This window comes from Mesorhizobium sp. M0496, assembly GCF_040321205.1.
In the GTDB taxonomy this organism is placed as follows: Bacteria; Pseudomonadota; Alphaproteobacteria; order Rhizobiales; family Rhizobiaceae; genus Mesorhizobium.
This window is the reverse complement of record NZ_JAMYRC010000010.1, coordinates 64,480-90,416: the sequence shown is the minus strand read 5'-3', so window position 1 is coordinate 90,416 and position 25,937 is coordinate 64,480. Positions and strand designations below refer to the sequence as shown.

The following is a 25,937-nucleotide window of genomic DNA, read 5'->3' as shown; positions in this document are numbered from 1 at the left end:
AACATCTCAGCCTTTGCCAATTTTTGCCGCCTTGCCCTTATCGAACCACCACAGCGTCTCGGCCGGAAAGCCGAAATCGGGCTTCTGTTCGAGAAAGCCGAACATGTCCCAATAGGCGACGCGGTGATTCGCCAGATAGTATGTTGGAATCCAGTCCAGCCGCGCGCGCAAGACCCGGTCGAGCGCTCTGAGCGCGGTGACCAGTTCTGTACGGCTTTTCGCCTTGCCGGCTGCCACGATCAACGCGTCGATGGCCTTGCTCTCCGTACCGGGATAGTTGCGCTGCCCCGGCGTTTTCGCCATCCGGGAATCATAGAGCATCTCCAGGCCGTCGTCGGTTGGCGTCGCCCCGATCGACCAGTGCAGCAGGGCAAGATCGAAGTCGTAATCACTGTGCCGCTGTTCATACTGTGCCGAATCGATTTGCCGGATCGATGCGTCGATCCCGATCGCCTTCATATTCTCGGACCATGGGGTATAGATGCGAACGATGCCGTCATCCTCCGCCAGCATTTCGACCCGCAGCCGCTCACCCTTGTCGTTGACGACGAAACTGCCCGCGCGCTTCCAGCCGGCTTGCGCAAGCAATCTCGAAGCTTCGCCCAGCAGCTTGCGGTCATGGCCCGAACCGTCGGAGGCAGGCTGCGTCACCGCTTCGCCAAAGACCTCTGGCGGCAATTCGGCCCGAAACGGTTCCAGCAGGGCCAATTCTGCGGGCGAGGGCAGGCCTTCGGCCTTGTAATCCGACCGTTCGAAGTTCGATTGAGCGCGCTCGTAAGAGCCGTAAAACAGCGCCCGCTTCATCCATTCGAAATCGAAGCATCTGGCGATTGCCCGCCGCACCCGCTCGTCGCGGAATTGCGGACGACGCTGGTTCAGCGCGACAGCCTGCATGTCCGGCGTCTTCTCGCCCGGAAATTCCCGTTTGAGAACCCTGCCCTCCTTCAGCGCCGGAAAGTCGTATCCGGTTGCCCACACCCGCGCGGTGAATTCCTCACGAAAATGCGTGTCGCCTTTCTTGAAGGCTTCGAATGCCGCTTGCCGATCAAGATAGAAGTCGATGCGGATGCGGTCGAAATTGTAGAGCCCCCGGTTCACTGGGAGGTCACGGCCCCAATAGTCGGCCACGCGGTCATATTCGACAGTCTGTCCGGCCGCCACGCGCCCTATCTTGTAGGGTCCCGATCCAAGCGGTGGCGTCATCGTCGAGGCATCGAAATCATTGGCCGTGTAAAAGGCCTTGGAGACGATCGGCATTGCCACGACCACTAGTATGTTTTGCGCCGACTGTTCGCCATTGAAGGTCAGGTCGAGAGTGGCGGGATCGACCGCGACCGCTTCCGCCATATACCGCAACGCCTGGGAAAGGTTCGGATGGCCTTGCTCTTTGTAAAGCTTCAACGCGAAGGCAACGTCCTCGGCGGTCAGCGGCGAACCGTCGTGGAAACGCGCTTGCGGTCGAAGCACGAAGCGGAAGCCGTTGCGGTCTTGTGACAGGGTAACGGACTCTGCAAGCAGGCCATAGACCGCATCCGGCTCATCGAGCGCGCTTGTCATCAGCGAATCGAAACAGAGTTCGGTGCGCGGCGGTGCGTCCCCCTTCAACACCAGCGAATTCAATGTGTTGAAGGTCAGAAAGCTCTGATTGAGGGTCGAATTCGGCGGTGCGAAATTCATCTGGCCGCCCTTTGGGGCATCCGGATTGACATAGTCGAAATGCGTGAAGTCAGGCTTGTATTTGAGGTCGCCGAAGGCCGACAGGCCATGCAGCTTGGTGCCGGTCGCAATTTCGGCGAAGGCTTTGCCGGGCAACAGGGTCGTGGCTGCGGCAGCCGCGCCGAGGGCGAGAAAATCGCGGCGGGGCAGGACTGCCATCAATTGCCGCCCTTGTACTTGGCTGCCAGCGCCTTTTCCTTGTCAGGAATGATCCACCAGGAATCGATATCGGCGCCGACATAGGCGGGCTGCTTGTCTGGAAAACCGAACTTGTTCCAGTAGGCCAGCCAGACCGCGGAACGGTAATATTGCGGCACGACATAGAAGTTCCACAGCAGGATGCGGTCGAGCGCGTGCGTGGCGGCGACGAGGTCGTCGCGATCGGTGGCAAAGATGATGCGGTCGACCAGCGCGTCGACGATAGGATCCTTGATGCCCATCAGATTGCGCGAGCCGGGCGAGTCGGCGGCTTTCGAACTCCAGAAATCGCGTTGCTCGTTTCCGGGCGATTCCGATTGTTGCAGAATCCCGGTGACGACATCGAAATCGAAATTGTTGACGCGGTTGATGTACTGCGTCTGGTCGATGATGCGCAAAGTGGCGTCGACACCGATCTTGCGCAAATTGGCGATGTAGGGGCTGGCGATCACTTGGTCGGTGTCGTTCCAGCCGAGGATCTCGAACTTGAACGGTGCCCCGGTCTTTGCATTGACCATTTTGCCGCCCTTGATCACCCAGCCCGCCTTGGCGAAAAGATCGACCGCCTGTTTCAGGTACTTCCGTTCCGCTTGCGGCGAATCGTAAACCGGTAGCTTGAATTCCTGGGTGAAAAGTTCGGGCGGCAGCTTGTCGCGGTATTTTTCCAGGATCTCCAATTCCTTGCCTTGCGGCAATCCGCTCGACGCCAGTTCGGTGCCCTGGAAATAGCTTGATGTGCGGGTGTTGAAGCCGAAGAACAGCGTGCGATTCATGCTCTCGAAATCGAATGGGATGGTCAGCGCCTCACGCACCAGCCTGTCCTGGAACAGCGGCCGCCGCTGATTGAGGGCGAAGCCTTGCATCGGTTGCGGCGCCTTGGTCTGGAAGTCCTTTTTGATGACGTCGCCGGCTTGGAATGCCGGGAAATTGTAGGCCGTCGCCCATTTGCGGGAGCTGTATTCGCGGTTGATATCCTCCAGCCCGCCCTTGGTGAAGGCGAGCCAGGCAGCGTTGTCATCGAGGATATAGGTGTAGCGTCGCGTATCGAAATTCTCGCGGCCGATTTTCACCGGCAGTTTGGCCGCCCAGTAGTCCGGCACGCGTTGCCAGATGATTTCCGAGCCAGGCTTGAAGCTGGCGATCTTGTAAGCGGCCGAACCGAGCGGAATTTCCAGCGTCGGCTTGGTGACGTCACGCTTCTTGCCGTTGGCATCGGTGCCTTCCCACCAATGCTTTGGCAGCACAGCGAGATCGCCGATGATCTTGGGCAGCTCGCGGTTGCCCTTCTGGTTGAAATGGAACTCGACCTCGCGGTCCGAAATCGCCACCGCATCGGTGACGTTGTCGAAATAGCGGCTGTATTGCGGGCTGTTGGCCTTGAGCACCTGGAACGACCAGATCACGTCGTCAACGGTGATCGGCTGGCCGTCATGCCATTTGGCGCGCGGGTCGAGCCGATAGGTCGCCGAGGAATAGTCGGCGGGATATTTGTAGGCATCGGCGATCAGCGGATGGCTGGTGCTGCCTTCGTCGGTCGCCTGCTCCATCAGCGTGTCGTAGAGCAGGCCGCCACCGAACCCGACGAGGCCGGCGGCCGGCGATCCCTGCACGATATATGGATTGAAGCTGTCGAATGTGCCGGGCACTACCGAATTCAGCGTGCCGCCCTTGGGCGCGTTCGGGTTGACGTAGTCGTAGTGCTGGAAATTGTCGCCGTATTTGGACTCGCCGATAAGCGATGAGGTGGTGCGCCATTCATCGGCGCGGGCAGCCTGCAATCCCGTCGCCAGAAGGACTGCCGCCAGCATCGACTTGAGAAGCGTTCGGCCAACCGTCATGCACTATCCTCTTCGCAATGCCCGTTCATGGACAATCTAGATGATTTGGCGCTCGTGAAAACCGCCATGCGCGGCTTTGTCGCCGCCTATGCGGCTTTCCTAACGAAAAAGCCGGGCTGAACCCGGCTTTTTCAAGGTCGTCGAGATGATATCCGGCTATTGGGCAGGTGCGGGCGCGGCCGGCGCTGCCGGCTTGGCTGGCGCGACGCCATCAGCCGGTTTCGCGGGCGCTGCACCTTCAGCCGGCTTCGCCGGAGCGGCTGCATCGGCCGGCTTGGCGGGCGCGGTTGCGTCGGCGGCGGCACCTGGCGCCGGCAGCGGCTTGGGATTGTCGGACAGCGTGCGCAGATAGGCGATGACGTTGGCGCGGTCCTCGTCCTTGGGCAGGCCGGCGAAGCCCATGGCGGTGCCCTTCACGAATTTCTTCGGCGAGGTGATGAAGTGGTTGATGTTGTCGTAGGTCCACTTCTCGGCGCCGCCCTTGGAAAATTCCTTCATGCCGGCCGAATAGGCAAAGCCTTCATGTTCGGCGACAGGGCGGTCGATGAGATCCCACAGATCCGGGCCGACCTTGTTGGGTCCGCCCTTTTCGCCGGAATGGCAGGCCTGGCATTTCTTGAAGACGGCAGCGCCTTGCTCGACATTGGCGGTCGCCAGCAGGTCGGCGATAGGCTTGGCTTCGGCGGCAGGCGCGGCTGGGCCGCCTTCGGCGGGCTCGGTGGCCTCGATGGCGAAGCCGGGTTTTTCCGGCGCCGGCGAGGCAAACAGCGCATCGGACACAATGCCGACCGAGAAGACCACGAAAACGGTTCCGAGCAATCCGGCGAGCAGCTTGTTGACTTCGGTAGAATCCATACGCCCCTTGCTCCCTTTTCCGGCGGACCGAACCGTCCACTCCGTCCGTCGGTATCGTGATACGCCCTGCCAGGGCGGTCAAATCGGGCGGAAACTAGGTCTTTTGCTGCGGCGTTGCAACACCTATAAGGGCGCTTCCAGTGAGACCTTTTGCCACTTTCCTTGTCCTCTTTTGAGATGCCCTGCACCGCGCATGTCCACGCTGATCCTGATCCCGGCCCGCATGGCCTCGACCCGCCTGCCGGGCAAGCCGCTGGCCGACATTTCCGGCGCGCCGATGATCGTCCACGTCGCCCGCCGCGCCGCCGAGGCTGGCCTCGGCCGGGTGGTGGTGGCAACCGACACGCAAAGCGTGGCCGAAGCGGTGCGCGCGCATGGTTTCGAGGCCGTGATGACGCGCATGGACCACGAATCCGGCTCCGACCGCATCCATGAGGCGCTGGTCGCGCTCGATCCCGAGCGAAAGATCGAAACCATCGTCAATGTGCAGGGCGACCTGCCGACCATCGATCCCGGCATCATCGTCGCCTCGCTCAGGCCGTTCGAGGACGAGGCGGTGGACATCGCTACCCTCGGTGTCGAGATCGTCCGTGACGAGGAGAAGACCAATCCCAACGTCGTCAAGATCGTCGGTTCGCCACGGCCAGAATTTGAGATCGTCGGTTCGCATCGTATGCGGCTCAAGGCGCTCTATTTCACTCGCGCCACTGCGCCCTGGGGCGAGGGGCCGCTCTATCATCATGTAGGCCTCTATGCTTACCGCCGCGCCGCGCTCGAGCGTTTCGTCGCTCTGAAGCCGTCGCCGCTGGAGCGGCGCGAGCGGCTGGAACAGCTGCGGGCGCTGGAGGCCGGCATGCGCATCGACGCCGAGATCGTGCGCTCGCTGCCGCTTGGCGTCGACACGCCGGAAGACCTCGAACGCGCCAGAACCATCCTTGCAAACTGAGAAAATCCTTCGAAGCTGAGACCCCTTGAATCGAGAATTGGCCATGCCTGAAAAGACCAACAGAATATCCTTCCAGGGCGAGCCGGGTGCCAATTCCGACACCGCTTCCCGTAACGTCTATCCATCGATGGAGCCGTTGCCGTGCCCGACCTTCGAGGATGCGTTCAACGCGGTCGAGACCGGCAAGGCCGATCTCGCCATGATCCCGATCGAGAACACGATCGCCGGGCGCGTCGCCGATATCCATCATCTCCTGCCGGAATCGAAGCTGCACATCGTCGGCGAATATTTCCTGCCTATCCATTTCCAGTTGATGGTGCTGCCGGGCGTCAGGCGTGAAGAGATCAAGACGGTGCACAGCCACATTCACGCGCTTGGCCAGTGCCGCAAATACATCCGCAAGAACGGCTGGAAGGCGATCGTCGCCGGCGACACGGCCGGCGCCGCCAAGATGGTCTCCGAGGTCAAGGACCGCACCATGGCGGCGCTGTCGCCGGCGCTGGCCGCGACGCTCTATGGGCTCGACATCATCGAGCAAAATGTCGAGGACACCGACAGCAACGTCACCCGCTTTGTCGTACTGACCAAGAACAAGCAATGGGCCGAGCGCCCGTCACCCGACGTCAAGATGATGACGACCTTCATCTTCCGCGTCCGCAACGTGCCCGCAGCGCTCTACAAGGCGATGGGCGGTTTCGCCACCAACGGCATCAACATGACCAAGCTGGAGAGCTACCAGCTTGGCGCCTTCACGGCGACGCTGTTTTACGCCGACATTGAGGGCCACCCCGACGATCCGCTGGTCAAGCTGGCACTGGACGAACTCCGCTTCTTCTCACGCGAAGTGCGGATCCTGGGCGTCTACCCGGCCAGCGAGTCGCGTGAACAGTGGAAGGTGGCTGATTAAATCACCAGCCCAGCGGCACGTAGTCGATTTCCATGAAGGTCTCGACCTCCGGCACCCAGCGGTCGCGTACGAAGGCGACGTGGTCTGGGTGGTCGTTGTACCTGGTGTAGGCAGCCTGGTCGGCGAACTCCATCGAGAAGCCGAAGTGATAGTCGTTCTTGGGGCTGATCTGCCGCAATTGCTCGAAATGCGTGACACCCCTGATCGCGGTCAGGATTTTCTTGGCGTCGACCAGGAACCTCTTTTCCTCCAGCGAATGCGGCGGATGCTTCAGTGTGAAAACGACGGTGTGACGGATCATGTCCTGCTCCTGCGATGTCTTTCAGTGTTCGCTGCCATCATTCTGAATCGACCCAGGCGCGGATGAGGTGATGCGCAATGGCGCCTTTCGGTGGCGTGACCAAATTGCCGGGATGCTCCCTGGTCAGCATCAAACGCACCTCGTCGCGGGCAAACCAGCGGCAGTCCTCCAGTTCGTTGAGGTCGGCCTGGATATCGTCATTGAGCGGCTCGCCGAAGCAGCCGATCATCAGCGAATAGGGAAACGGCCAGGGCTGGCTGGCGTGGTAGACGACACGGCCAAGCCGGATGCCGGCTTCCTCCAGCGTCTCGCGACGCACCGCCGCTTCGATCGTCTCGCCCGGCTCGATGAAGCCGGCAAGGGCGGAGTACATGCCCGGGGCGAAATGACGGCCGCGCCCGAGCAGGCACTTCTCCCGCGTCGCCGTCAGCATGATCGCCACCGGGTCGGTGCGTGGAAAATGCTCTGTGCCGCAATTTGGGCAATGGCGCTTGTAGCCGCCGGCTCGCATCTGCGATTCGGTGCCGCATTTGCTGCAGAAGCGATGGCTGGCGTGCCAGGCAAGCAGGGCCGCCCCTTGCGCCATCGCGCCCGCAGCCGCCTCATCGATCAGCCCTTGCGTGTAGACCGAGCGATAGTCGATGGCCTTGATGGTTTCTGACAATTGTTCCGCATCGATGCCGGCCAGCACGGCCAGCACTGGTCCTTGTTCGGAAAACCCGAGCAGGATGCCTTGCGCCAGGGAAACCTTGAAGGGCTCGCTCTCGGCGGCGCCGAACCAGGGGTCGAGACCGCCGCCATCACCGAGCTTCAGATAGAGCCGGCCGCCATTCATCAGAAGCAGTCGCGTCGCCGGGTCGGCGAGCGCCTTGTCGACCGAATCGTCGGCGCGGTTTTCGGACTGCCGGTCGATGGTGTTGCCGGCAAAGCCGACGAACTGGCTCGGCTCGCGCAAAGGCGCGTCAAACAGGCGGAAGCTCATGGAGACTCTGGGGTACGTTGCGGGATGGACACGGGGGACGCTTATAGCGCCGCCTTGATCGTTTCGGCAAACCGCCGCAGATCGGAACGTTGATAGGGCTCACGCAGGCCGTGACCCCACACCGGGCCTGGCCAGCCCGGATCGCCTTCCGAACGCGCAATGATATGGATGTGCAACTGGCGCACGATGTTGCCGAGCGCGCCGGTGTTGATCTTGGTGCAGCCAGTCGCTTTCTTCAGCGCCTGCGCCACCATATTGGTCTCGAAGGTCAGCATCGCCTGGTCGAGCGGCGTCATGTCGTGGATTTCCTCCACGCCCGGCCGCTGTGGCACCAGGAGCAGCCATGGCCAGCGGCGGTCGTTCATCACGCGCAGTTCGCATAGCCCAAGCCACATCAACTGCTCGCTGTCCGCCTCCAGCCGGGTGTCCAGCGTGAATCCGGCCTTCTGGCCCGGCAACATCGGCGTTTCCCTTGCTTTTCTTGTTTTCCTCAAACGCAGGAACGCTAGAGCGGCGGCAAGAGGGCTGCAAGCGAATCATTGCGCCCCTCACGGTTTGGTGCGCCAATTCCATATTCTTACGATTTATTCGGCGCACTTGCATTTCGTCGCACAATTGCCGATATGGACAGCGGGAGGTTGGTGGTGGACGATCCACTCGCCAACCGGGTCAGGTCCGGAAGGAAGCAGCCCTAACGAGCCCGGAACGGGTCATTGTTCCAGCCTCCCACCTCATCGGCTCCTCTCGCGACATTGACGACGCATTGCAGCGCGGGCGAGACTATGCGCAGGAATCGGCCGCCTTCGGGCGCGGGCCATTTGGAGCTTTACGGGCGAATGAGCGAAGCCGGAAATTCGGGACCAAAAAGCCTGGAGAATGGCAAGGCCGCCGCCTATCGCGTGCTGGCGCGCAAGTACCGTCCTTCGAACTTCTCCGAACTGGTCGGCCAGGAGCCAACGGTGCGCACACTCACCAACGCCTTTGCCACCGGCCGCATCGCCCAGGCCTGGATGCTGACCGGCGTGCGCGGCGTCGGCAAGACCACGACGGCGCGCATACTCGCGCGTGCCCTGAACTATAAGACTTCAACCGTCGACCAGCCGTCGGTGGATCTTGCCGTGCTCGGCGAACATTGCCAGGCGATCATGGAAGGCCGTCATGTCGATGTCATCGAGATGGATGCCGCCTCGCACACCGGTATCGACGATATCAGGGACATCATCGAGCGCGTGCGCTATGCGCCGGTCTCGGCCCGCTACAAGGTCTACATCATCGACGAAGTGCACATGCTGTCGACGCAGGCCTTCAACGGCCTGTTGAAGACGCTGGAAGAACCGCCGCCGCATGTCAAATTCATCTTCGCCACCACCGAAATCCGCAAGGTTCCGATCACCGTCCTGTCGCGCTGCCAGCGCTTTGACTTGAGGCGCATCGACGCCGGCGCGCTGGTCGCGCATCTCGCTTCGATCTCGGCCAAGGAAGGCATTTCGGTCGACGACGACGCGTTGGCGATGATCGCCCGTGCCGCCGAAGGCTCGGCGCGTGATTCGCTCTCCATCCTCGATCAGGCGATAGCGCATGGCGCCGGCTCGGTCAGCGCCGATGCGGTTCGGGCGATGCTGGGGCTCGCCGACCGCGCCCGCATCGTCGACCTGTTCGAACATGTCATGAAGGGCGATGTGGCGGCCGCCCTTGGCGAATTCCGCGCGCAGTACGATACCGGCGCCGATCCGGCTGCCGTGCTGACCGATCTTGCCGAGTTCAACCATCTCGTCACCCGGCTGCGTTTCGTGCCGACGGCCATCGAGGACGCCTCGCTCTCCGAGGACGAGCGGCAGCGCGGCGCGGATTTCGCCAGGACGCTGTCGGTCAGGGTGCTGTCGCGGACATGGCAGATGCTGCTCAAGGGCATTCCCGAGGTGCAGTCCTCCAACCGGCCGGTCAGTGCCGCCGAAATGGTGCTGATCCGGCTGGCGCACGCCGCCGATCTGCCGACGCTGGACGAGGCGTTGAGATCGCTTGAGGGTGCAGCGCCGGTGCAAAATGGCGCGCCACGCCCGAATGGCGCCCCCGCAGGTTCCGGCAATGGCGCCGGCGCCAGCGCGGTGGCGCAGGCGCGCATGCCTGCCGGGTCGGGCGGCGCACAGACCATGCGGCTGGTCGAAGCCACGCCTGCCCCCGCCTTCGTTGCTCCGCCGGAACCGGTCGTGGAGACGCAATCGGCACCGCTGAAATCGCTGGCCGACATCATTGCCCTGGCTGACGCGCAGCGCGACATCGCCTTCAAGGTGCTGGTCAAGAGCTGCATCCGTCTCGTGCGTATCGAGCCCGGTCGGATCGACATCGGCCTGACCAGCGATGCGCCCAAGATGCTGCTCAACGACCTGACGACGAAGTTGCGCGCCTGGACCGGCCGCAGCTGGCTGGTCTCGCTGTCGAAGGAAGAGGGTGGCCAGACGCTTGCCGAAATGGAATCGGCCAAGCGCGAGAACGCCTTCCTCGATGCCAAGAGCGATCCGACTGTGGCCGCCATCCTGGCGCGCTTTCCCGGTGCCAAGATCATCGACGTGCGCATTCCAGACGCGCCGGAAGCCGAAACGACCGAGGCAGAAGTGCCGGTCGAGCCGCCGGCTGACGACGACGAAACCTGACCACAGCCACGAATCCGCAAAGGACCAGACCATGAAAGATCTTCTCGGCCTGATGGGCAAGGCGAAGGAAATGCAGGCCAAGTTCCAGGCCATGCAGGACGAGATCGCCACGCTGGAAGCGTCCGGCCAGGCCGGCGGTGGCCTGGTCAACGTGACGCTGACCGGAAAATTCGAGATGAAGTCGCTGAAGATCGACCCGTCCCTATTCAAGGAGGACGATGTCGAAATCCTGGAAGACCTGGTGGTCGCCGCTCACAATGACGCCAAGACCAAGGTCGAGCAGATCATGCAGGAAAAGACCAAGGCGCTGACCGCCGGTCTGCCGATCCCGCCGGGAATGAAACTGCCCTTCTAGCGTTCCGCGCGCCCCATGTTCGACATGACCGAAGAGCCCACCGAAAGATTGATCGAGCAGCGTATCCGCAACAGGATCTACGAGATCCTGGAAATTCTCGCCGACTGCGACGACGGCGTCGATCTCGTCGGTATCAAGGGTTACTTCAACCTGTTCGAGGACTTCGTCCATCGCCCGTCGATCGAGGTCGGCACATCTGCGCTTTCGAAAGACGAGCGCGCGATCGTGCTGGAGATCGCCGAGTTCCTGGAGGCGGCCAGCGAGACAAATCCGGACTTCACCAAGGCCGAGTTCATCGAAAGCGACTGGCCGGCAAGGATCGCGCCGACGGCCAGGGATGCGCGGACGCTGTTCCTCCGGCGCGGCTTGTTTTCGGAAAAAGTCGAAGAGCTTGAACCTGGCCAGCCGGCGGTGATTGCAGCCGGGCGCTAGCCCGCTGAAAGCCACGCAACTGTGCCAATTTGGCAACAGCGCCTCATTAATAACGTTTTGGCCATCTTTTTGCCCGAAAGTGTCTCATTCTTGCCGCAGCCTGGGGGCGGGCATGGAAGTGAGAGGGTTACCTGTTGATTGCCACGCGATGGAAGACGCCGCTGTTGCTCGGCGCCGTCATTTCACCCTTGTTTTTGGCTGCCTGCAGCCAGACCACTTCACACGGCATGTCTGTCGCCAGCCTGACCGACGCCATCACGCCGAGTTTCCTGAGCTCCCGGGCCTACAGCCATACGCCGAAGGACAAGGAATGCCTGGAGCGGGCGATGTTCTTTGAATCCAACCGCTCAAGCCGCGACGGCATGATCGCTGTCGGCACGGTGGTGATGAACCGGCTTCGCTCCGGCAACCATGGCAGCACCATCTGCCAAGTGGTGGGCGAGCCTGGGCAGTTCGCGCCTGGCGTCATGACAAGGCCGATGAATTCGCGAGCGCTGCCCGATGTCGAGGAAGCAGCCGACGCCGTGCTCAAGGGCGAACGCAAGTCCAAGCTGAAGAATACGATGTTTTTCCACACCGCCGGGCTGCGCTTCCCCTACAAGAACATGCACTACACCATGGTTGCCGGCGGCAATGCCTTCTATGAGAAGCGCGGCCGCAACTGGCAGCCGCTGCCGGATGAGCCACAGGTCGCCATTGCCTCGGCGGCGCCCCAGAAGTCAGCCGCACCGGTGATGGTTGCTTCCGCCGAGCCGGTACCTCCGATCAAGCCAGCGACCGTTCGATCCGCTCCTGCCCAACAGACCTATGTGACCGCAGCCGCTGCGCCGCCCGCGAAATCCGCGCGCGTCTCGGTGGAGCCGACGGTGGTGGCGATGCAGGAGCCGATGGAGGAACCGGATGCCGCACGTTTTGGCGGAACCTTGAACACAAGGGTCATCTCCTCGGTTCAAAGCGCGCCGCAAGAGGCGTCGATGGGGTTCCAGTCGACGCCTGAGAACACCGACGCCATCGGCGCGATGATCGTCAGCCAGGGCCGGCCGCTCGAAACCAACTGATCTGCGGTCCATGGTCCGCCCACTGGTCCACCAAGCCAATATGGCGGCTGATGCGGATGCGGGATATTCCAAAGCGCTCTGAAAAATCCTGGAGCGGTTCACCGTTTCGCGGAAACGGTGAACCGCTCCAGCTTTTCGTTTTGACGCAACTCCCAAGGGAAAGCTCTACGCGCTTTTCCCGGGAAAACCGCTTCGCACTTTTCCTGGAATTGCTCTAGATCAGAGCGATGTCCAAGCGAATCGCCGGTCCCGAGATCGAACGCCTGATCCAGCTCCTGGCCAAGGTGCCGGGGTTGGGTCCCCGTTCAGCCAGGCGTGCCGCCCTTCATCTGATCAAGAAGAAGGAACAGCTGCTGTCGCCGCTCGCCGCCGTCATGGCCGAAGCGGCCGACAAGGTGCGCATCTGCTCGACCTGCGGCAATGTCGATACATCCGACCCTTGCATGATCTGCACCGATCCGCGCCGTGACGCGGGCACCATCATCGTCGTCGAGGACGTCTCCGACCTGTGGGCGCTGGAGCGCGCGGCGGCGATGAATGTGCGCTATCACGTGCTCGGCGGCACGCTGTCGCCGCTCGACGGCATCGGCCCCGACCAGCTCAACATTCGCTCGCTGGTCGACCGCGTCGCCGGTGGCGAGGTCAAGGAGATCATCCTCGCGGTCAACGCGACGGTGGAGGGCCAGACCACCGCGCATTTCCTCACCGACCAGCTCTCCGGCTTCGACATCAAGGTGACACGGCTGGCACATGGCGTGCCGGTCGGCGGCGAACTCGACTATCTCGACGAAGGCACGCTGGCCGCGGCGCTGCGCTCGCGAACGGCGTTTTGACAAAGTTACGGGAGAGGATGCGGGTCATGACTGTTGCTCGTCCTTTCAGTTCGGTGCCAAACACCCCCCTCTGTCCTGCCGGACATCTCCCCCTCAAGGGGGGAGATTGGCCGCTTCATTGGCGGCGCTCTTCCTGCAACGTCGGCGATTGGCGAAAGCAAAGACAACAGCCGATCTCCCTCCTTGAGGGGGAGATGGCCGGCAGGCCAGAGGGGGGCGCCAAGGAACGCAGACTTCGCCAGTCTTGTCTCCCATTTTTCCTGGCTGCGCTTGCCTTCCTCGTCTTTTCCACCCCCGCCTCCGCCGCAAAGATCGATGACCAGTTCCGTGTCTGGCTCCAGAACGACCTCTGGCCGGAAGCCAAGGTGAAGGGCATTTCCAAGCACACCTTCGATGCCGCCTTCGACGGTATCAAGCCCAATCTGAAGCTGCCCGACCTGGTCAAACCGGGCGAGAAGGCGACCACGCCGCAGAAGCAGCACCAGGCCGAATTCGGCTCGCCCGGCGCCTATTTCGCCGAGAAGACGGTTCGCGCGGTGACGGCAGGCGGACGCGCGCGTGAAGCCACCAATGCCGGGACACTTACAGCGATCGAGAAGCGCTACGGCGTGCCGGGAGCAGTGCTGTTGGCGATCTGGGGCCGCGAGACCGGCTACGGCGCGGCGAAGATGCCCTACGACGCCTTCGAGGTGCTGGGCACCAAGGCGTTCATGTCAACCAAGAAGGATTTCTTCCGCACCGAACTCTTGGCCGCACTCGAAATCGTCGAGCGTGGTCTGGCCCCGGTCGGCGCGATGAAATCGTCCTGGGCCGGGGCGCTCGGCCAGCCGCAATTCATGCCGACCTCGTTCCTGAAACATGCCGTCGATTTCGACGGCGACGGCCGCGTCGACATCTGGAACTCGACGCCGGATGTCCTGGCCTCGATCGCCAACTACCTCGTCCACTATGGCTGGGTGAAGGGCCGCGGCTGGGGTTTCGAGGTGACCGTGCCCGAGACGGTTTCCTGCGCGCTGGAAGGTCCGGACCAGGGCAAGAAGATCTCCGAGTGGGCGGCAATGGGCATCAAGCGCGTTGGCGGCAAACCGTTTCCGGCGAGTGAACTGAAGGCCGAGGGATTTCTGCTGATGCCGGCCGGGCGCAGCGGCCCGGCCTTCATCGCCACGCCCAATTTCTACGTGCTGAAGGAATACAACACCAGCGACCTCTACGCGCTGTTCATCGGCCATGGCGCTGATCGCATTGCCCATGGCGATCAGAATTTTGCCGGCAACTGGGGCGCGGTGGGCGGGCTCCACCGTTCGGACATCGCCGCCCTGCAGCGGGCGCTGGAAGCCAAGGGCTATGATGTCGGCAGCGCCGACGGGCTGCCCGGTTTCAAGACCCGCCGCTCGATCGGCAAGTGGCAAGTCAAGAGTGGCCAGGCCGCAACCTGCTTTCCCGACGCCGGCCTGGTAGCCGCGCTGAAATAGCTCCGAAATTAGCAAATTTTTCTTGATCGGCAGCCTCGATTGGCTGGCCTGGGTGTCGACAGGCCGCCGGCCTTTCTGGCCCAATGAGTCGTCGTATAAATGCTCGTTGCCCGCCACGAGGCTGCCGGATATGGTGTTGACCAACTGGACAAAAACCGCAACGGTAAGAGCTCAGAGGGGGTCGTCTCCAGGCCCGAAAAGAATTCCGCAACCCTGAGCCGGGAACTCAGGTCAACAAACAACAAAATAGGGAACAATCACGATGATGATGGAAAAGTTTGCTCTACGCTCCCGCGTCTTGCTCGCGGGCGCAGCCATGTCCGCGCTGCTTCTGGCAGGCGCTCCAGCCGGTGCGGTCACGCCCGCCGACACGCTGGTCGAAGGTTTCGCGATCGACGACATCATCACCATGGATCCGGGCGAGGCGTTCGAGCTGTCGACCGCCGAGGTCACCGGCAACACCTATGATCTGCTTGTCCGTCTCGACCTTAGCGACACCTCCAAGGTCAAGGGCGACCTTGCCGAAAGCTGGGCCGTCTCCGACGACGGCCTGATCTACACCTTCAAACTCAAGCCCGGTCTCAAATTCGCCTCCGGCAATCCGATCACCGCGGCCGACGTCGCCTATTCGTTCGAGCGCGCCGTCAAGCTCGACAAGAGCCCGGCCTTCATCATCGGCCAGTTCGGTATCAGCGGCGACAACGTCACTGAAAAGGCCAAGGCGGTCGACGACAGCACCTTTCAGTTCACCGTCGACAAGGCCTATGCGCCGAGCTTCGTGCTGAACTGCCTGTCGGCAACGGTCGCCTCGGTCGTCGATGCCAAGCTGGTCAAGGAACATGTCGTCACCGCGGCACCCACCGCCGACTACAAATGGGACAATGATTTCGGCAATGCCTGGCTGAAGACCGGCTATGCCGGCTCCGGCGTCTTCAAGCTGCGCGAATGGCGCGCCAACGAAGCCGTCGTTCTCGAGCGCAACGACAATTATTACGGTGAAAAGGCCAAGCTTGCCCGCGTCATCTACCGCAACATGAAGGAAAGCTCGGGCCAGCGCCTGGCGCTCGAAGCCGGTGACATCGACGTGGCCCGCAATCTCGAGCCGAATGACCTCGACGCCATCGCCAAGAACGCCGACCTCACCACCACCAGCGCGCCGAAGGGCACGGTCTATTACATCAGCCTCAACCAGAAGAACGCGAACCTCGCCAAGCCGGAAGTCCGCCAGGCCTTCAAATATCTGGTCGATTACGACGCGCTGAGCTCGACTATCCTCAAGGGCATCGGCGAGATCCACCAGACCTTCCTGCCGAAGGGCGTGCTCGGCGAGTTGGATGAGAATCCGTTCAAGCTCGACGTCGCCAAGGCCAAGGAATTGTTGGCCAAGGCCGGCCTGGCCGACGGCTTCAGCGTAACCATGGACGTACGCACCGGCCAGCCGACGACCGGCATGGCGGAATCGATCCAGCAGACGCTCGGACAGGCCGGCATCAAGCTGGAGATCATTCCGGGCGACGGCAAGCAGACGCTGACCAAGTATCGCGCCCGCAACCACGACATCTATATCGGCCAGTGGGGCCAGGACTATTTCGATCCGAACTCCAATGCCCAGACTTTTGCCTCGAACCCGGACAATTCGGATGCAGGCAAGTCCAAGACGCTGGCCTGGCGCAATGCCTGGGACATTCCGGACCTGACCAAACAGACGGAAGCGGCGCTGCTCGAGAAAGATGCGGGCAAGCGCGCCGATATGTACAAGGATCTCGAGAAGAAGATCCTCGACACCAGCCCCTTCGTCGTCATCCACCAGCAGCTGGAAGTGGCCGGCCTGCGCAAGAACCTCAAGGGCTTCGCGCTCGGTCCGAGCTTCGACACCAATTTCGTCGGGCCGATTTCGAAAGAGTAGCGTCTGCGGACGCGCCGCATGAGCGCGATTGAAAACCAGGGCGGGCGCGGCAGCGCCCGCGCCGTCGCCATTGCATCATCGCTTGGCCGCTTCCTGGTCATCGCGATCACGACCTATCTTGGTCTGCTCGCGGTGACCTTCTTCATCGGCCGTGTCATCCCGATCGACCCGGTGCTGGCGGTGCTCGGCGACCGGGCGCCGGCCAATGTCGTCGAGCGCACGCGCCGTGAGATGGGCCTCGACCTGCCACTGATCGAGCAGTTTTACATCTATGTGAAAAATGCCCTGAACGGCAATTTCGGCGTCTCCGTGCTGACCACAAACCCGGTCATGACCGACATTCGCCGCGCGCTTCCGGCAACGACGGAACTGGCGACACTTGGGACGTTGATCGGTGCGCTGTTCGGCGTGCCGCTTGGCGTGCTGGCGGCGGTCAGGCGCGGCAGTCTCATCGACCAGATCGTGCGCATCATCGGCCTGATCGGCTATTCCGTGCCGATCTTCTGGCTCGGACTGCTGGCGCTGGTTTTGTTCTACGCCAAGCTGCAATGGGTCGCTTTTCCGGCCCGACTCGACGTCGTCTACGAATACACCTTCACGCCGATCACCGGTTTCTACCTGCTGGATTCCCTGTGGCAGCGGCAGTGGGATGTCTTCTACGATGCCTTCCGCCACATCATCCTGCCGGCTTCGCTGCTCGGCTATTTCTCCCTCGCCTATATCAGCCGCATGACGCGCTCGTTCATGCTCAACGAGCTGTCGCAGGAATACATCGTCGCGGCGCGCGCCAAGGGCCTGTCGGAAACCCGCATCATCTGGGGCCACGCATTGCGCAACGCCGCCGTGCCGATGGTGACGGTGATCGCACTGTCCTATGCCGGCCTGCTTGAAGGTTCGGTGCTGACCGAGACTGTCTTTTCGTGGCCAGGCATTGGTCTCTACATCACCAATTCGCTGCAGAACGCCGACATGAATGCCGTGCTCGGCGGCACCATTGTCATCGGCTCGGTGTTCATCGCCATCAATCTGCTCTCCGACCTGCTCTACCGCGTGCTCGATCCGAGGACGAAGGTAAGATGAGCAGAGGCATCCCACTTTCGGGCTCAGTTGCCCCCAATCACCCCCACTCCGGCCCTTCGGGCCACCTCTCCTCCTGCCCGGGGGAGAGGAAAAGCCGGTCGCACGCCTGGCGCCTTTCCTCTCCCCCGTCGAGCGGGGGAGAGGTGGTCTGCGAAGCAGACCGGAGTGGGGGTCGACAGCTCCAAGAGGCATCGTCATGACCGCCTCCGACGCCCGTCCTCTCTCTCGTCGCGACTGGCTGCTCAGCGAGCGGCCGGTCTCGCGCATGCAGGCAAGGCTCGGCCGCACCTATGTGGCGTGGCGACGCTTTTCCGCCAACCGGCTGGCGTTTCTCGGCCTGCTCATCATCATCGCCTTGCTGGTCGTTGCCGCCTTTGCCGGCGTGCTGGCGCCCTATTCGCCGACGTTCGGCGACCTGAAGAACGCACGTCTGCTGGCGCCGAGCGCCGTGCACTGGTTTGGCACCGACGATCTCGGCCGCGATATCCTTTCGCGCATTCTCTACGGCTCGCGCTGGACGCTTTATGTGGTCATCCTGGTTGCGATCATCGCCGCACCGATCGGCCTGCTGGTCGGCACTGTCGCCGGCTATGCCGGCGGCTGGACCGATGCCATCCTGATGCGCATCACCGATATTTTCCTCGCCTTCCCCAAGCTGATCCTGGCACTGGCTTTTGTCGCAGCGCTTGGGCCAGGCATCGAGAACGCGGTGCTGGCCATCGCCATCACCTCCTGGCCGCCTTACGCCCGTATTGCGCGCGCCGAAACACTGACCGTGCGCAATTCCGATTACATCAAGGCGGTGCAGCTGATGGGCGCCTCGCCCTTCCGCATCGTGTTGCGCCACATCATGCCGTTGTGCATCTCCTCGCTGATCATCAGGGTGACGCTCGACATGGCCGGCATCATCCTGACCGCCGCCGGTCTCGGCTTCCTCGGCCTTGGCGCGCAGCCGCCGCTGCCGGAATGGGGCACGATGATCGCGTCGGGTCGCCGCTTCGTGCTCGATCAGTGGTGGGTGGCCGGTGCGCCGGGCTTCGCCATCCTCATCGTCAGCCTCGGCTTCAACCTGCTTGGCGACGGCCTGCGCGACGCGCTCGATCCCCGCAGTGGTGACCAATGAGCACGCTTCTCGATGTCGACGATCTGCGCGTCACCTTCCCGACCCGCACCGGGCTGATCGAGGCGGTGCGCGGCGTCTCCTTTTCGCTCGGCCGCGAACGGCTCGGCATCGTCGGCGAATCCGGCTCGGGCAAATCGCAGACCGGCCGTGCCATCATGGGCCTGACGCCGCCGCAGGCCCGGATATCGGCCAACAAGCTTTCCTTCGACGGCATCGACCTGCTCAGCGTCTCGCCACGCGAACGCCGGTCGCTGCGCGGAAAGCGCATCGCCATGATCCTGCAGGATCCGAAATATTCGCTCGATCCGGTGATGAGCATCGGCCGCCAGATCGTCGAAACGCTGCGCACGCATGAAAAGGTCGGCAAGGCCGAGGCACGCGACCGCGCACTGGCAATGCTGGAGGCGGTGCAGATCCGCGACCCGGCCCGCGTGTTCGACCTGCATCCGCATGAAGTGTCCGGCGGCATGGGCCAGCGCGCCATGATCGCCATGATGCTGATCGCCGGGCCGGAGATGATGATTGCCGACGAGCCGACCTCGGCGCTCGACGTCACCGTGCAGCTCGACGTACTCGGCATCCTTGATCGGCTGGTCAGCGAGCGCGGTATGGGGCTGATCTTCATCTCGCACGATCTGCGCCTGGTCTCATCCTTCTGCGACCGCGTCATCGTCATGTATGCTGGCAAGGTGGTCGAGCAGCTCAAGGCCTCGGAACTCGGCCATGCCCAGCATCCCTACACGCGCGGCCTGCTCAACTGCATGCCCAAGATAGGTGCCGACCGTCACCCGCTGCCGGTGCTCGACCGCAAGCCGGAGTGGGCGGCATGACGTCAGCGATTGCCGTTGACGGGCTGGAAGTGATCTTCGACCGTTTTCGCGCGCTGAAGGGCGTCAGCCTCGACGTGCAGCCCGGTGAATCCTTCGGCCTGGTCGGCGAATCCGGTTCCGGCAAATCGACGCTGCTGCGGGCCATCGCCGGTCTGGCGCCAGTCGCTTCGGGCAGCATCGCCGTCAACGGCAAGACGCTCGGCGCGCACCGCGACAAAGCCTTTTATCGCGAAGTCCAGATGGTCTTCCAGGATCCCTACGGCTCCCTGCACCCGCGCCAGACCGTCGACCGGCTGCTGCAGGAGCCGCTTGCCATCCATGGCTTCGCCGACGGCGAAAAGCGCATCCAGCGGGCGCTCGACGAGGTTGGTCTCGGCAACGGCTTTCGGTTCCGCTACTCGCATCAATTGTCGGGCGGCCAGCGCCAGCGTGTGGCGATTGCCCGAGCGCTCATTCTCGAACCGTCGATCCTGCTGCTCGACGAACCGACCTCGGCGCTCGACGCCTCGGTGCAGGCCGAAGTGCTCAACCTTCTGGAAGAAGTCCGCCGGCGGCGCAAGCTGACATTCCTGATGGTCAGCCACGACCTCGCCATCATCACCCATATGTGCGAGCGGCTGATGGTGATGCAAAGCGGCGAGGCGGTGGAGAATCTGGCGGCCAACGATCTTGTCGAGCGCCGCGTCTCGAAGGACTATACGCGCAACCTGCTGAGAGCGAGCGACGGGTTTGTGAGGGCGTAGCTGAATTTTCTGCGTCGCGTTCCTTCACGCCCCCCTCTGTCCTGCCGGACATCTCCCCCACGAGTGGGGAGATTGGCTGTCATCGCGGCTTGCGCCAATTACCAACGTTGCAATGGGAGCGGGGCACTGGAGCCGCCAATCTCCCCACTCGTGGGGGAGATGGCCGGCAGGCCAGAGGGGGGCGCGACGGAACGCGGCGCTACTCGCAACTTGCCCTCAAGCCGCTCCCCCTTCCGCGATGGCATCACCGGTCGGCGCAGTGTTGTCCGGCGCTTGCTTCGGCTCCTTGATCCTGAACCAGGCGACATAAAGCGCCGGCAGGAACAGCAGCGTGATCGCCGTGCCGGCGATGATGCCACCCATCATGGCGAACGCCATCGGCGCCCAGAACACCTCGCGTGCGATCGGGATCAGCGCCAGGCTGGCGGCCGCCGCCGTCAGCGCGATCGGCCGCATGCGATGTTCGGTGGCTTCGATGACCGCCGCCCAGCGGTCCTTGCCCTCGGCGACCAGATCCTCGATCTGCACGATCAGGATGACCGAGTTGCGGATCAGGATGCCGATCAGCGCCAGCACGCCGAGGATGGCGACGAAGCCGAGCGGAGCGCCGCTTGGCAACAGTGCAGCAACCACGCCGATCAACCCAAGCGGCGCGACGGCCACGACCAGGAACAGCCGCTGGAAGCTTTGCAGCTGGATCATCAGGATCGTCGCCATGATGAACAGCATCAGCGGCACCACCGCCGCGATCGGCCCCTGGCTATTGGCGCTTTCCTCGACCGAGCCGGCCGTGGCGACGGCGTAGCCGACCGGCAGCTTGCCAATGAAGGCATCGACCGAGGGTTTTAGCTCGTCGACCACCGTCGCCGGCAGCGCATCGCCCACGAGCCCGGCGCCCACGGTGATCGTCGGCACGCGGCTGCGTCGCCAGACTGTCGGCTGCTCCAACTCGTAGTGGAAGTTGGCGACGGCGGCGAGTGGGATGGATTCACCGGCACCGGTCGGCAATTGCATGTTACGCAGCGTCTCGATCGAGCCGCGTTCGGCATCGCGCGAGCGGACCACGACGTTGATGAGGTACGTGGCGTCGCGCACCTGGGTGATGGTGACGCCGCCGACGATGCTGTTCAGCGCATTGGAGATGTCCGACGAGGTGACGCCAAGCTGGCGCGCCTTGTCCTGCAGCACGTCCACTTTCAGCACCCGCGACGGTTCATTCCAGTCGAAGATCGGCGCGCCAAGCTTGGGATTGGCCGAGATAACGCCTGCCAGTTGTTGCGACAGCGTCCTCACCGTCTGGATGTCGGGGCCGCTGACGCGGTATTGCACCGGCCGGCCGACGGGCGGACCAAGTTCGAGCGTTTTGACGAAGGCGTCGGTGCCGACGAAGTCGTCGCGCAGCATTTTTTCGATTGCCGCCTTTACCCTGTCACGCGCCTCGACGTTCTTGGTGACGATGACGGTCTGGCCGAAATAGGGATTGGCCGGCTGCACGTCATAGGCAAGCACGAAGCGTACCGCGCCCTGACCGATATAGGAGCTCCAGTGGTCTATGTCGCGATTGCCGGCAAGGGCTGCCTTCTCGAAGCGCTCCATCTGGTCCCGCGTCTCGGCGATCGATGAATTCTGCGGCAGGTTCCAATCGACGATAAGTTCCGGCCGGTCGGAGGACGGGAAGAACTGCTGCTGGACAAAGCCCATGCCGACGACCGAGGCGGCGAACAACAGCACTGTCGCGATGATCGTCAGCCAGTGGCGGCGCACCGACCCGACCAGCACGCTGCGGAACAGCGAGGTGAAACGGCCGGGCTTGTCGTGTTGCTTCTGCTTCATCACCGCAGGCAGGATAGTGATGCCGAGCAGCGGCGCAAACAGCACCGCCACGATCCAGGACACCAGAAGCGACACGGCAATGACGACGAACAGCGTATAGGTGTATTCGCCGGCCGCGCTATTGTTGAGGCCGATTGGAATGAAGCCGGTGACCGTGACCAGCGTTCCGGTCAGCATCGGGAACGCGGTTGAGGTGTAGACATAGGTCGCCGCCTTGCGCAGATTGTCGCCGGCCTCCAGCCTCGCCACCATCATCTCGACGGCGATCATGGCGTCGTCGACCAGCAGGCCGAGCGCGATGATCAGCGCGCCCAGCGAAATGCGCTGCAGCGAGATGCCGAGATAGTCCATGAACAGGAAGGTGATGGCGAGCACCAGCGGGATCGACAGCGCCACGACGAAGCCGGCGCGCATGCCGAGGCTGATGAAGGAGACGGCAAGCACGATGGCGACCGCCTCGAACAGCGCGCGGGTAAAGCCCGAAACCGCCTCCTCGACAATGACAGGCTGGTCGGCGACCAGATGCACGCCGACGCCGACCGGCAGGTCGGCAACGATCTTGTCCATCTCGACCTTCAGCGCCTTGCCGAAGTCGAGCAGGTTGGCGTTGGGCTTCATGCCGATGGCGAGCCCGATCGCATCCTCGCCGTTGAAACGGAACAATGCCGTCGGCGGATCGGCATAGCCGCGGGTGATGGTGGCGACATCGCTCAGCCGGAAGAAGCGGTCGTTGACGCGCAAATTGATGGCGCGCAGGCTTTCCTCCGAAGTGAACTGGCCCGAGACGCGCACGCTGACGCGTTCGGGGCCGGTCTCAATAACGCCCGATGGTGCGATCGCGTTCTGCGCCTGCAGGCTAGCGACGATCGCCTGCTGGTTCAGGCCAAGGGCTGCGATCTGGCGGGTCGAAAACTCGAGATAGATCGCCTCGTCCTGGGCGCCGATCAGGTCGACCTTGCCGGCATTGGGCACAGCCAGGATCTGGGTGCGCGCCTGCTCGACATAGTCGCGCAGCTGGCGCGATGTCAGGCCGTCCGCCGTGAAGGCGTAGATATTGCCATAGACGTCGCCAAAACGGTCGTTGAAGAACGGACCTTGCACGCCCTCCGGAAACTGGGCGCCGATGTCGTTGATCATGTTGCGGATGCGTACCCAGGTCAGGGCCACGTCGCGTGCCTTGGTCGACGGCTTGAGATTGACGAAGACGACGGTCTTGCCGGCCGTGGTGACGGATTTGCTGTAGTCGAGGCTATCGAGTTCCTCCAGTTTCTTCTCGATGCGGTCGGTTACTTGCCGGACTGTCTCGTTGACCGAGGCGCCCGGCCAATTGGCCTGGATCAGCATGGTCTTGATGGTGAAGGCCGGGTCTTCCTCGCGGCCGAGATTGAGATAGGCCGAGACGCCGGCGACGACGAATACCAGCATGAAATACCAGACCAGCGAACGATGGCTGAGCGCCCAGTCGGAGAGGTTGAAGCCCTTCACTTGGCGGCTCCTTCCAGGATTTTGACCGCCTCGCCCGCTGTCAGGCTGTGCACGCCGGCGGTGACGATGCGCATGCCCGCATCAAGTCCGCCGGCAACAATAAAGCTGCCGGCACGTTTGGCTCCGACCTGGATATCGTACAAAGCGACCTTCGATTGCGCGTCGACGATCCAGACTTGCTGCTTGCCGTTCTTTTCGAGCAGAGCCGACAGCGGCAGCTCGATCGTCGGGTCGATCGCCGTCACCCGTGTCGCCGTCACGGTCGAGCCGAGCCGGAACGCGGTCGGCGCATTGAGCAGCGTCAGGCGCACGCGGCGTGTGCGGGTCGAACTATCGGCCTGCGGCGCGATCTCGCGCAGCTTGGCCTCGGTGCGGATCGCCGGCAGCGATTGCAGTATGACATCGAAGCCGGTTCCGTCAGCCAGGTCGCCAGTTAACTGGTCTGGAATGTCGACGACGGCTTCGCGCACATCCGAGCGAGCCACCGTCACCACCGTCTGGCCGGCCGACACGGTCTGCCCGACTTCGGCGCCGGTCGCGGTGACGACGCCGTCGAAGTCCGAAAACAGCCTGGCATAGCCGAGTTGTTCCTGCGATTTGGCCAGCGCCGCCTTGGCGCGCTCGACATTGGCCTGCGCGGCTTGCCGCGCCTGCTGGGCTGCCTCATAGGTGGCCTGCGAGGTGTTCCTGTCTGCCAGCAATGCGCGCTGGCGCTCCTCGCTGGCGTAAGCATTGGTGAATTCGGCCTGTGCGTTGGAGAGGCCAGCCTTGGCTGCCTGAACGGCCAATTCCAGCGCCGTCGGATCGAGCGTGGCGATCGTCGTACCCTTGGTGACGAGGTCGCCGACATCGACGTCGCGGGTGACGACACGGCCAAGCAGGCGGAAGGCCAGGTTGGCACTGAATTCCGGCTCGACGACGCCGGCGAAGCCAAGCGTCTGGCTGGTGCGCGGCTCGACCACCACCGAAAGCACCGGCCGTATGATCTCGGGCGCCTTTTCCGGCTCGGCCGAACAGGCGCCGACAACAACCAGCGCCGACAGGGCGATTATGCGCGCTTGCCGGTTCATTGCGTTGCCCCTCCGGCGATCTCGACCGTCTGGCCCGGGCTGAGCAACTGACCGCCGGCGGTGATGACGTGCTGGCCGGGCTCCAGCCCCTTGTCGACGACGATGACACCGGAACCATAAGCGAGAATATCGACCGGCGCGACGGTGACCTTCTTGGAAGCAAGGTCGATGAGCCAGACCGCAGGCTGACCGTTGCTGGAGGTCAGCGCCTGCCAGGGCAGGATCACGGCTTTCACCGGCTGAGCGCTGACCGTGCCGGTGACGGCGGCGCCAAGCGGCATGGCGGCAGGGGTCTCGGGAATGGCGACCTTGACCCGAACCGAGGCCGAGGCGGCGTCGACCACCGGAGAAATCTCTCGCACCTTGCCTGTCGCCTTCACTGACGGATCCGACACCAGCGTGATCGACACCGGTGGTGGTGCCATCGAGCTGCCGGCAACCAGCGTTTCGTGGACATTGAAGACCGCGTCGCGGTCGCCATCCTCGGCGATGGTGAAGACTGTTTGTGCCCCTTGCACCACCTGGCCGGCCTCGACCGCGCGGGCGGTGACGACACCCGGCGCGCCGGCCCGCAACTCGGTGAAGGTGAAGCTCTCCCGCGCATTGTCCAACGCGCTCTGCGCCTGCTGGACGCTGCCTTGTGCAACGCTCTGCACCTGTGCTGCCTGATCATAGTCCCGGCGCGTGGTGAAACCCTGAGCAAGCAGCGTCTTTTGGCGCTCGAAGGCGGCGGATGCCTGCGTCAATTGCGCCTGTGCCGCGTCGAGATCGGCCTGCGCCGAGCGCAGGTCCGATTCCTGCTCCTGTGGATCGATGCGGGCCAAAAGCGTGCCCTTGTCGACATGCTGGCCGATTTCCACCAGCCGTTCGGCGACGCGGCCGCCGACCCGGAAGGCGAGGTTGTTCAGCGTGCGCGCGGCGATGACCCCGGTCAGCGACGTCGTCGGGGCGTAACTCGAGATCTCGACATCCGCGGTGCGCACCATGATCGGCAGCTTGTGTTCGGCCGCCTCGTGCTTCTGGCAACCGGTGAGAAACAGGCCGGCCATCGCGCAGGCGATAAGGATCGGGGCATTTCGAAACGGCAAAAGGTTGGAGGGCAACGGTTGCAAGGCGGACGATGTCGCGTTCCTTGTCATGGCTTCCCCTGCCTGCGTGGGACGTTCCCACTGCGGAGCCTCGCGGGCTGCTCGAAGATAATCGATCCCTTGGAAAAGGGAACCTCCCTCGTCCGCGTATCGGGCGACTGGTTAAGGTGGGATCACAGGCCCAATCGCCTGCCGCTGGTGCCGACTTGAGGAAAACGTGAAATAAGGTCAGAAG

At 63.0% G+C, this 25,937-nt stretch carries 22 protein-coding genes and 1 other RNA gene; 14 read left to right on the top strand and 9 right to left on the bottom strand.

Features of this window, described 5'->3' with window-relative positions; all coding sequences use genetic code 11:
* Positions 1-6: 6 nt before the first annotated feature.
* From NKI73_RS12165 to NKI73_RS12155, 3 genes are all read right to left on the bottom strand, one after another.
* A complete protein-coding gene (locus NKI73_RS12165; protein ID WP_352629826.1) occupies positions 7-1,875 on the bottom strand; it encodes an extracellular solute-binding protein in 1,869 nt (622 codons plus the stop codon).
* Positions 1,875-3,752: an extracellular solute-binding protein gene (locus NKI73_RS12160; RefSeq protein WP_352629825.1), complete on the bottom strand. Its 1,878-nt coding sequence runs from the start codon at positions 3,750-3,752 to the stop codon at positions 1,875-1,877. The genes NKI73_RS12165 and NKI73_RS12160 overlap by 1 nt, the downstream gene beginning before the upstream one ends.
* Positions 3,753-3,908: 156 nt before the next feature.
* Entirely contained in the window at positions 3,909-4,607 is a 699-nt protein-coding gene (locus NKI73_RS12155) for a c-type cytochrome (RefSeq protein WP_352629823.1), read from the bottom strand.
* Between the two features lie 193 nt (positions 4,608-4,800).
* On the opposite strand from NKI73_RS12155, the gene NKI73_RS12150 reads away from it, so the two are divergent.
* Positions 4,801-5,553, top strand: a complete 753-nt coding sequence (locus tag NKI73_RS12150; protein WP_352629821.1) for a 3-deoxy-manno-octulosonate cytidylyltransferase — start codon at positions 4,801-4,803, stop codon at positions 5,551-5,553.
* Positions 5,554-5,596: 43 nt separating this feature from the next.
* On the top strand, positions 5,597-6,460 hold the full coding sequence (locus tag NKI73_RS12145; RefSeq protein WP_352629819.1) for a prephenate dehydratase: 864 nt from the start codon (positions 5,597-5,599) through the stop codon (positions 6,458-6,460).
* Position 6,461: 1 nt separating this feature from the next.
* On the opposite strand, the gene NKI73_RS12140 is transcribed toward NKI73_RS12145, so the two are convergent.
* From NKI73_RS12140 to NKI73_RS12130, 3 genes are read right to left on the bottom strand one after another with little or no spacing between them, the layout of a single operon-like run.
* Complete coding sequence (locus tag NKI73_RS12140; protein WP_352629817.1) at positions 6,462-6,761, bottom strand: Dabb family protein; 300 nt, start codon at positions 6,759-6,761, stop codon at positions 6,462-6,464.
* 37 nt (positions 6,762-6,798) lie between these two features.
* Positions 6,799-7,743 (bottom strand): NAD(+) diphosphatase, encoded by a 945-nt coding sequence (gene nudC, locus NKI73_RS12135; RefSeq protein ID WP_352629814.1) that lies wholly within the window; start codon positions 7,741-7,743, stop codon positions 6,799-6,801.
* A 41-nt stretch (positions 7,744-7,784) separates the two neighbouring features.
* Entirely contained in the window at positions 7,785-8,204 is a 420-nt protein-coding gene (locus NKI73_RS12130) for an HIT family protein (protein ID WP_352629812.1), read from the bottom strand.
* Positions 8,205-8,376: 172 nt separating this feature from the next.
* Here NKI73_RS12130 and ffs point away from each other — a divergent pair.
* From ffs to NKI73_RS12070, 12 genes are all read left to right on the top strand, one after another.
* Positions 8,377-8,473: signal recognition particle sRNA small type (gene ffs / locus NKI73_RS12125), an RNA gene on the top strand.
* Positions 8,474-8,579: 106 nt separating this feature from the next.
* Positions 8,580-10,394: a DNA polymerase III subunit gamma/tau gene (locus tag NKI73_RS12120; protein WP_352629810.1), complete on the top strand. Its 1,815-nt coding sequence runs from the start codon at positions 8,580-8,582 to the stop codon at positions 10,392-10,394.
* 31 nt (positions 10,395-10,425) lie between these two features.
* The gene (locus NKI73_RS12115) at positions 10,426-10,749 is read left to right on the top strand and encodes a YbaB/EbfC family nucleoid-associated protein (protein ID WP_352629808.1); all 324 of its coding nucleotides are present in this window, start codon (positions 10,426-10,428) and stop codon (positions 10,747-10,749) included.
* 24 nt (positions 10,750-10,773) lie between these two features.
* Positions 10,774-11,181, top strand: coding sequence for a hypothetical protein (locus NKI73_RS12110; RefSeq protein WP_352629961.1), 408 nt, complete (start codon positions 10,774-10,776; stop codon positions 11,179-11,181).
* Positions 11,182-11,315: 134 nt separating this feature from the next.
* The gene (locus NKI73_RS12105) at positions 11,316-12,239 is read left to right on the top strand and encodes a cell wall hydrolase (RefSeq protein ID WP_352629806.1); all 924 of its coding nucleotides are present in this window, start codon (positions 11,316-11,318) and stop codon (positions 12,237-12,239) included.
* A gap of 227 nt (positions 12,240-12,466) precedes the next feature.
* Positions 12,467-13,072 (top strand): recombination mediator RecR, encoded by a 606-nt coding sequence (gene recR / locus NKI73_RS12100; RefSeq protein WP_352629804.1) that lies wholly within the window; start codon positions 12,467-12,469, stop codon positions 13,070-13,072.
* 194 nt (positions 13,073-13,266) lie between these two features.
* Positions 13,267-14,544 (top strand): lytic murein transglycosylase, encoded by a 1,278-nt coding sequence (locus NKI73_RS12095; protein ID WP_352629802.1) that lies wholly within the window; start codon positions 13,267-13,269, stop codon positions 14,542-14,544.
* Positions 14,545-14,806: 262 nt separating this feature from the next.
* Positions 14,807-16,450, top strand: coding sequence for an ABC transporter substrate-binding protein (locus NKI73_RS12090; protein ID WP_352629800.1), 1,644 nt, complete (start codon positions 14,807-14,809; stop codon positions 16,448-16,450).
* 18 nt (positions 16,451-16,468) lie between these two features.
* Positions 16,469-17,530: an ABC transporter permease gene (locus NKI73_RS12085; protein ID WP_352629797.1), complete on the top strand. Its 1,062-nt coding sequence runs from the start codon at positions 16,469-16,471 to the stop codon at positions 17,528-17,530.
* A gap of 196 nt (positions 17,531-17,726) precedes the next feature.
* Positions 17,727-18,653, top strand: a complete 927-nt coding sequence (nikC, locus tag NKI73_RS12080; RefSeq protein ID WP_352629795.1) for a nickel transporter permease — start codon at positions 17,727-17,729, stop codon at positions 18,651-18,653.
* Positions 18,650-19,483, top strand: coding sequence for an ABC transporter ATP-binding protein (locus NKI73_RS12075; RefSeq protein WP_352629794.1), 834 nt, complete (start codon positions 18,650-18,652; stop codon positions 19,481-19,483). The genes nikC and NKI73_RS12075 overlap by 4 nt, the downstream gene beginning before the upstream one ends.
* Positions 19,480-20,226: an ABC transporter ATP-binding protein gene (locus NKI73_RS12070; protein WP_352629792.1), complete on the top strand. Its 747-nt coding sequence runs from the start codon at positions 19,480-19,482 to the stop codon at positions 20,224-20,226. Before NKI73_RS12075 ends, NKI73_RS12070 begins: the two co-directional genes overlap by 4 nt.
* Positions 20,227-20,442: 216 nt before the next feature.
* On the opposite strand, the gene NKI73_RS12065 is transcribed toward NKI73_RS12070, so the two are convergent.
* The 3 genes from NKI73_RS12065 to NKI73_RS12055 are packed head-to-tail and all read right to left on the bottom strand — an operon-like array spanning position 20,443 to position 25,753.
* Positions 20,443-23,544, bottom strand: a complete 3,102-nt coding sequence (locus NKI73_RS12065) for an efflux RND transporter permease subunit (protein ID WP_352629790.1) — start codon at positions 23,542-23,544, stop codon at positions 20,443-20,445.
* Positions 23,541-24,614, bottom strand: coding sequence for an efflux RND transporter periplasmic adaptor subunit (locus tag NKI73_RS12060; RefSeq protein ID WP_352629788.1), 1,074 nt, complete (start codon positions 24,612-24,614; stop codon positions 23,541-23,543). The genes NKI73_RS12065 and NKI73_RS12060 overlap by 4 nt, the downstream gene beginning before the upstream one ends.
* Complete coding sequence (locus NKI73_RS12055; protein ID WP_352629786.1) at positions 24,611-25,753, bottom strand: efflux RND transporter periplasmic adaptor subunit; 1,143 nt, start codon at positions 25,751-25,753, stop codon at positions 24,611-24,613. Before NKI73_RS12055 ends, NKI73_RS12060 begins: the two co-directional genes overlap by 4 nt.
* Positions 25,754-25,937: the final 184 nt, after the last annotated feature.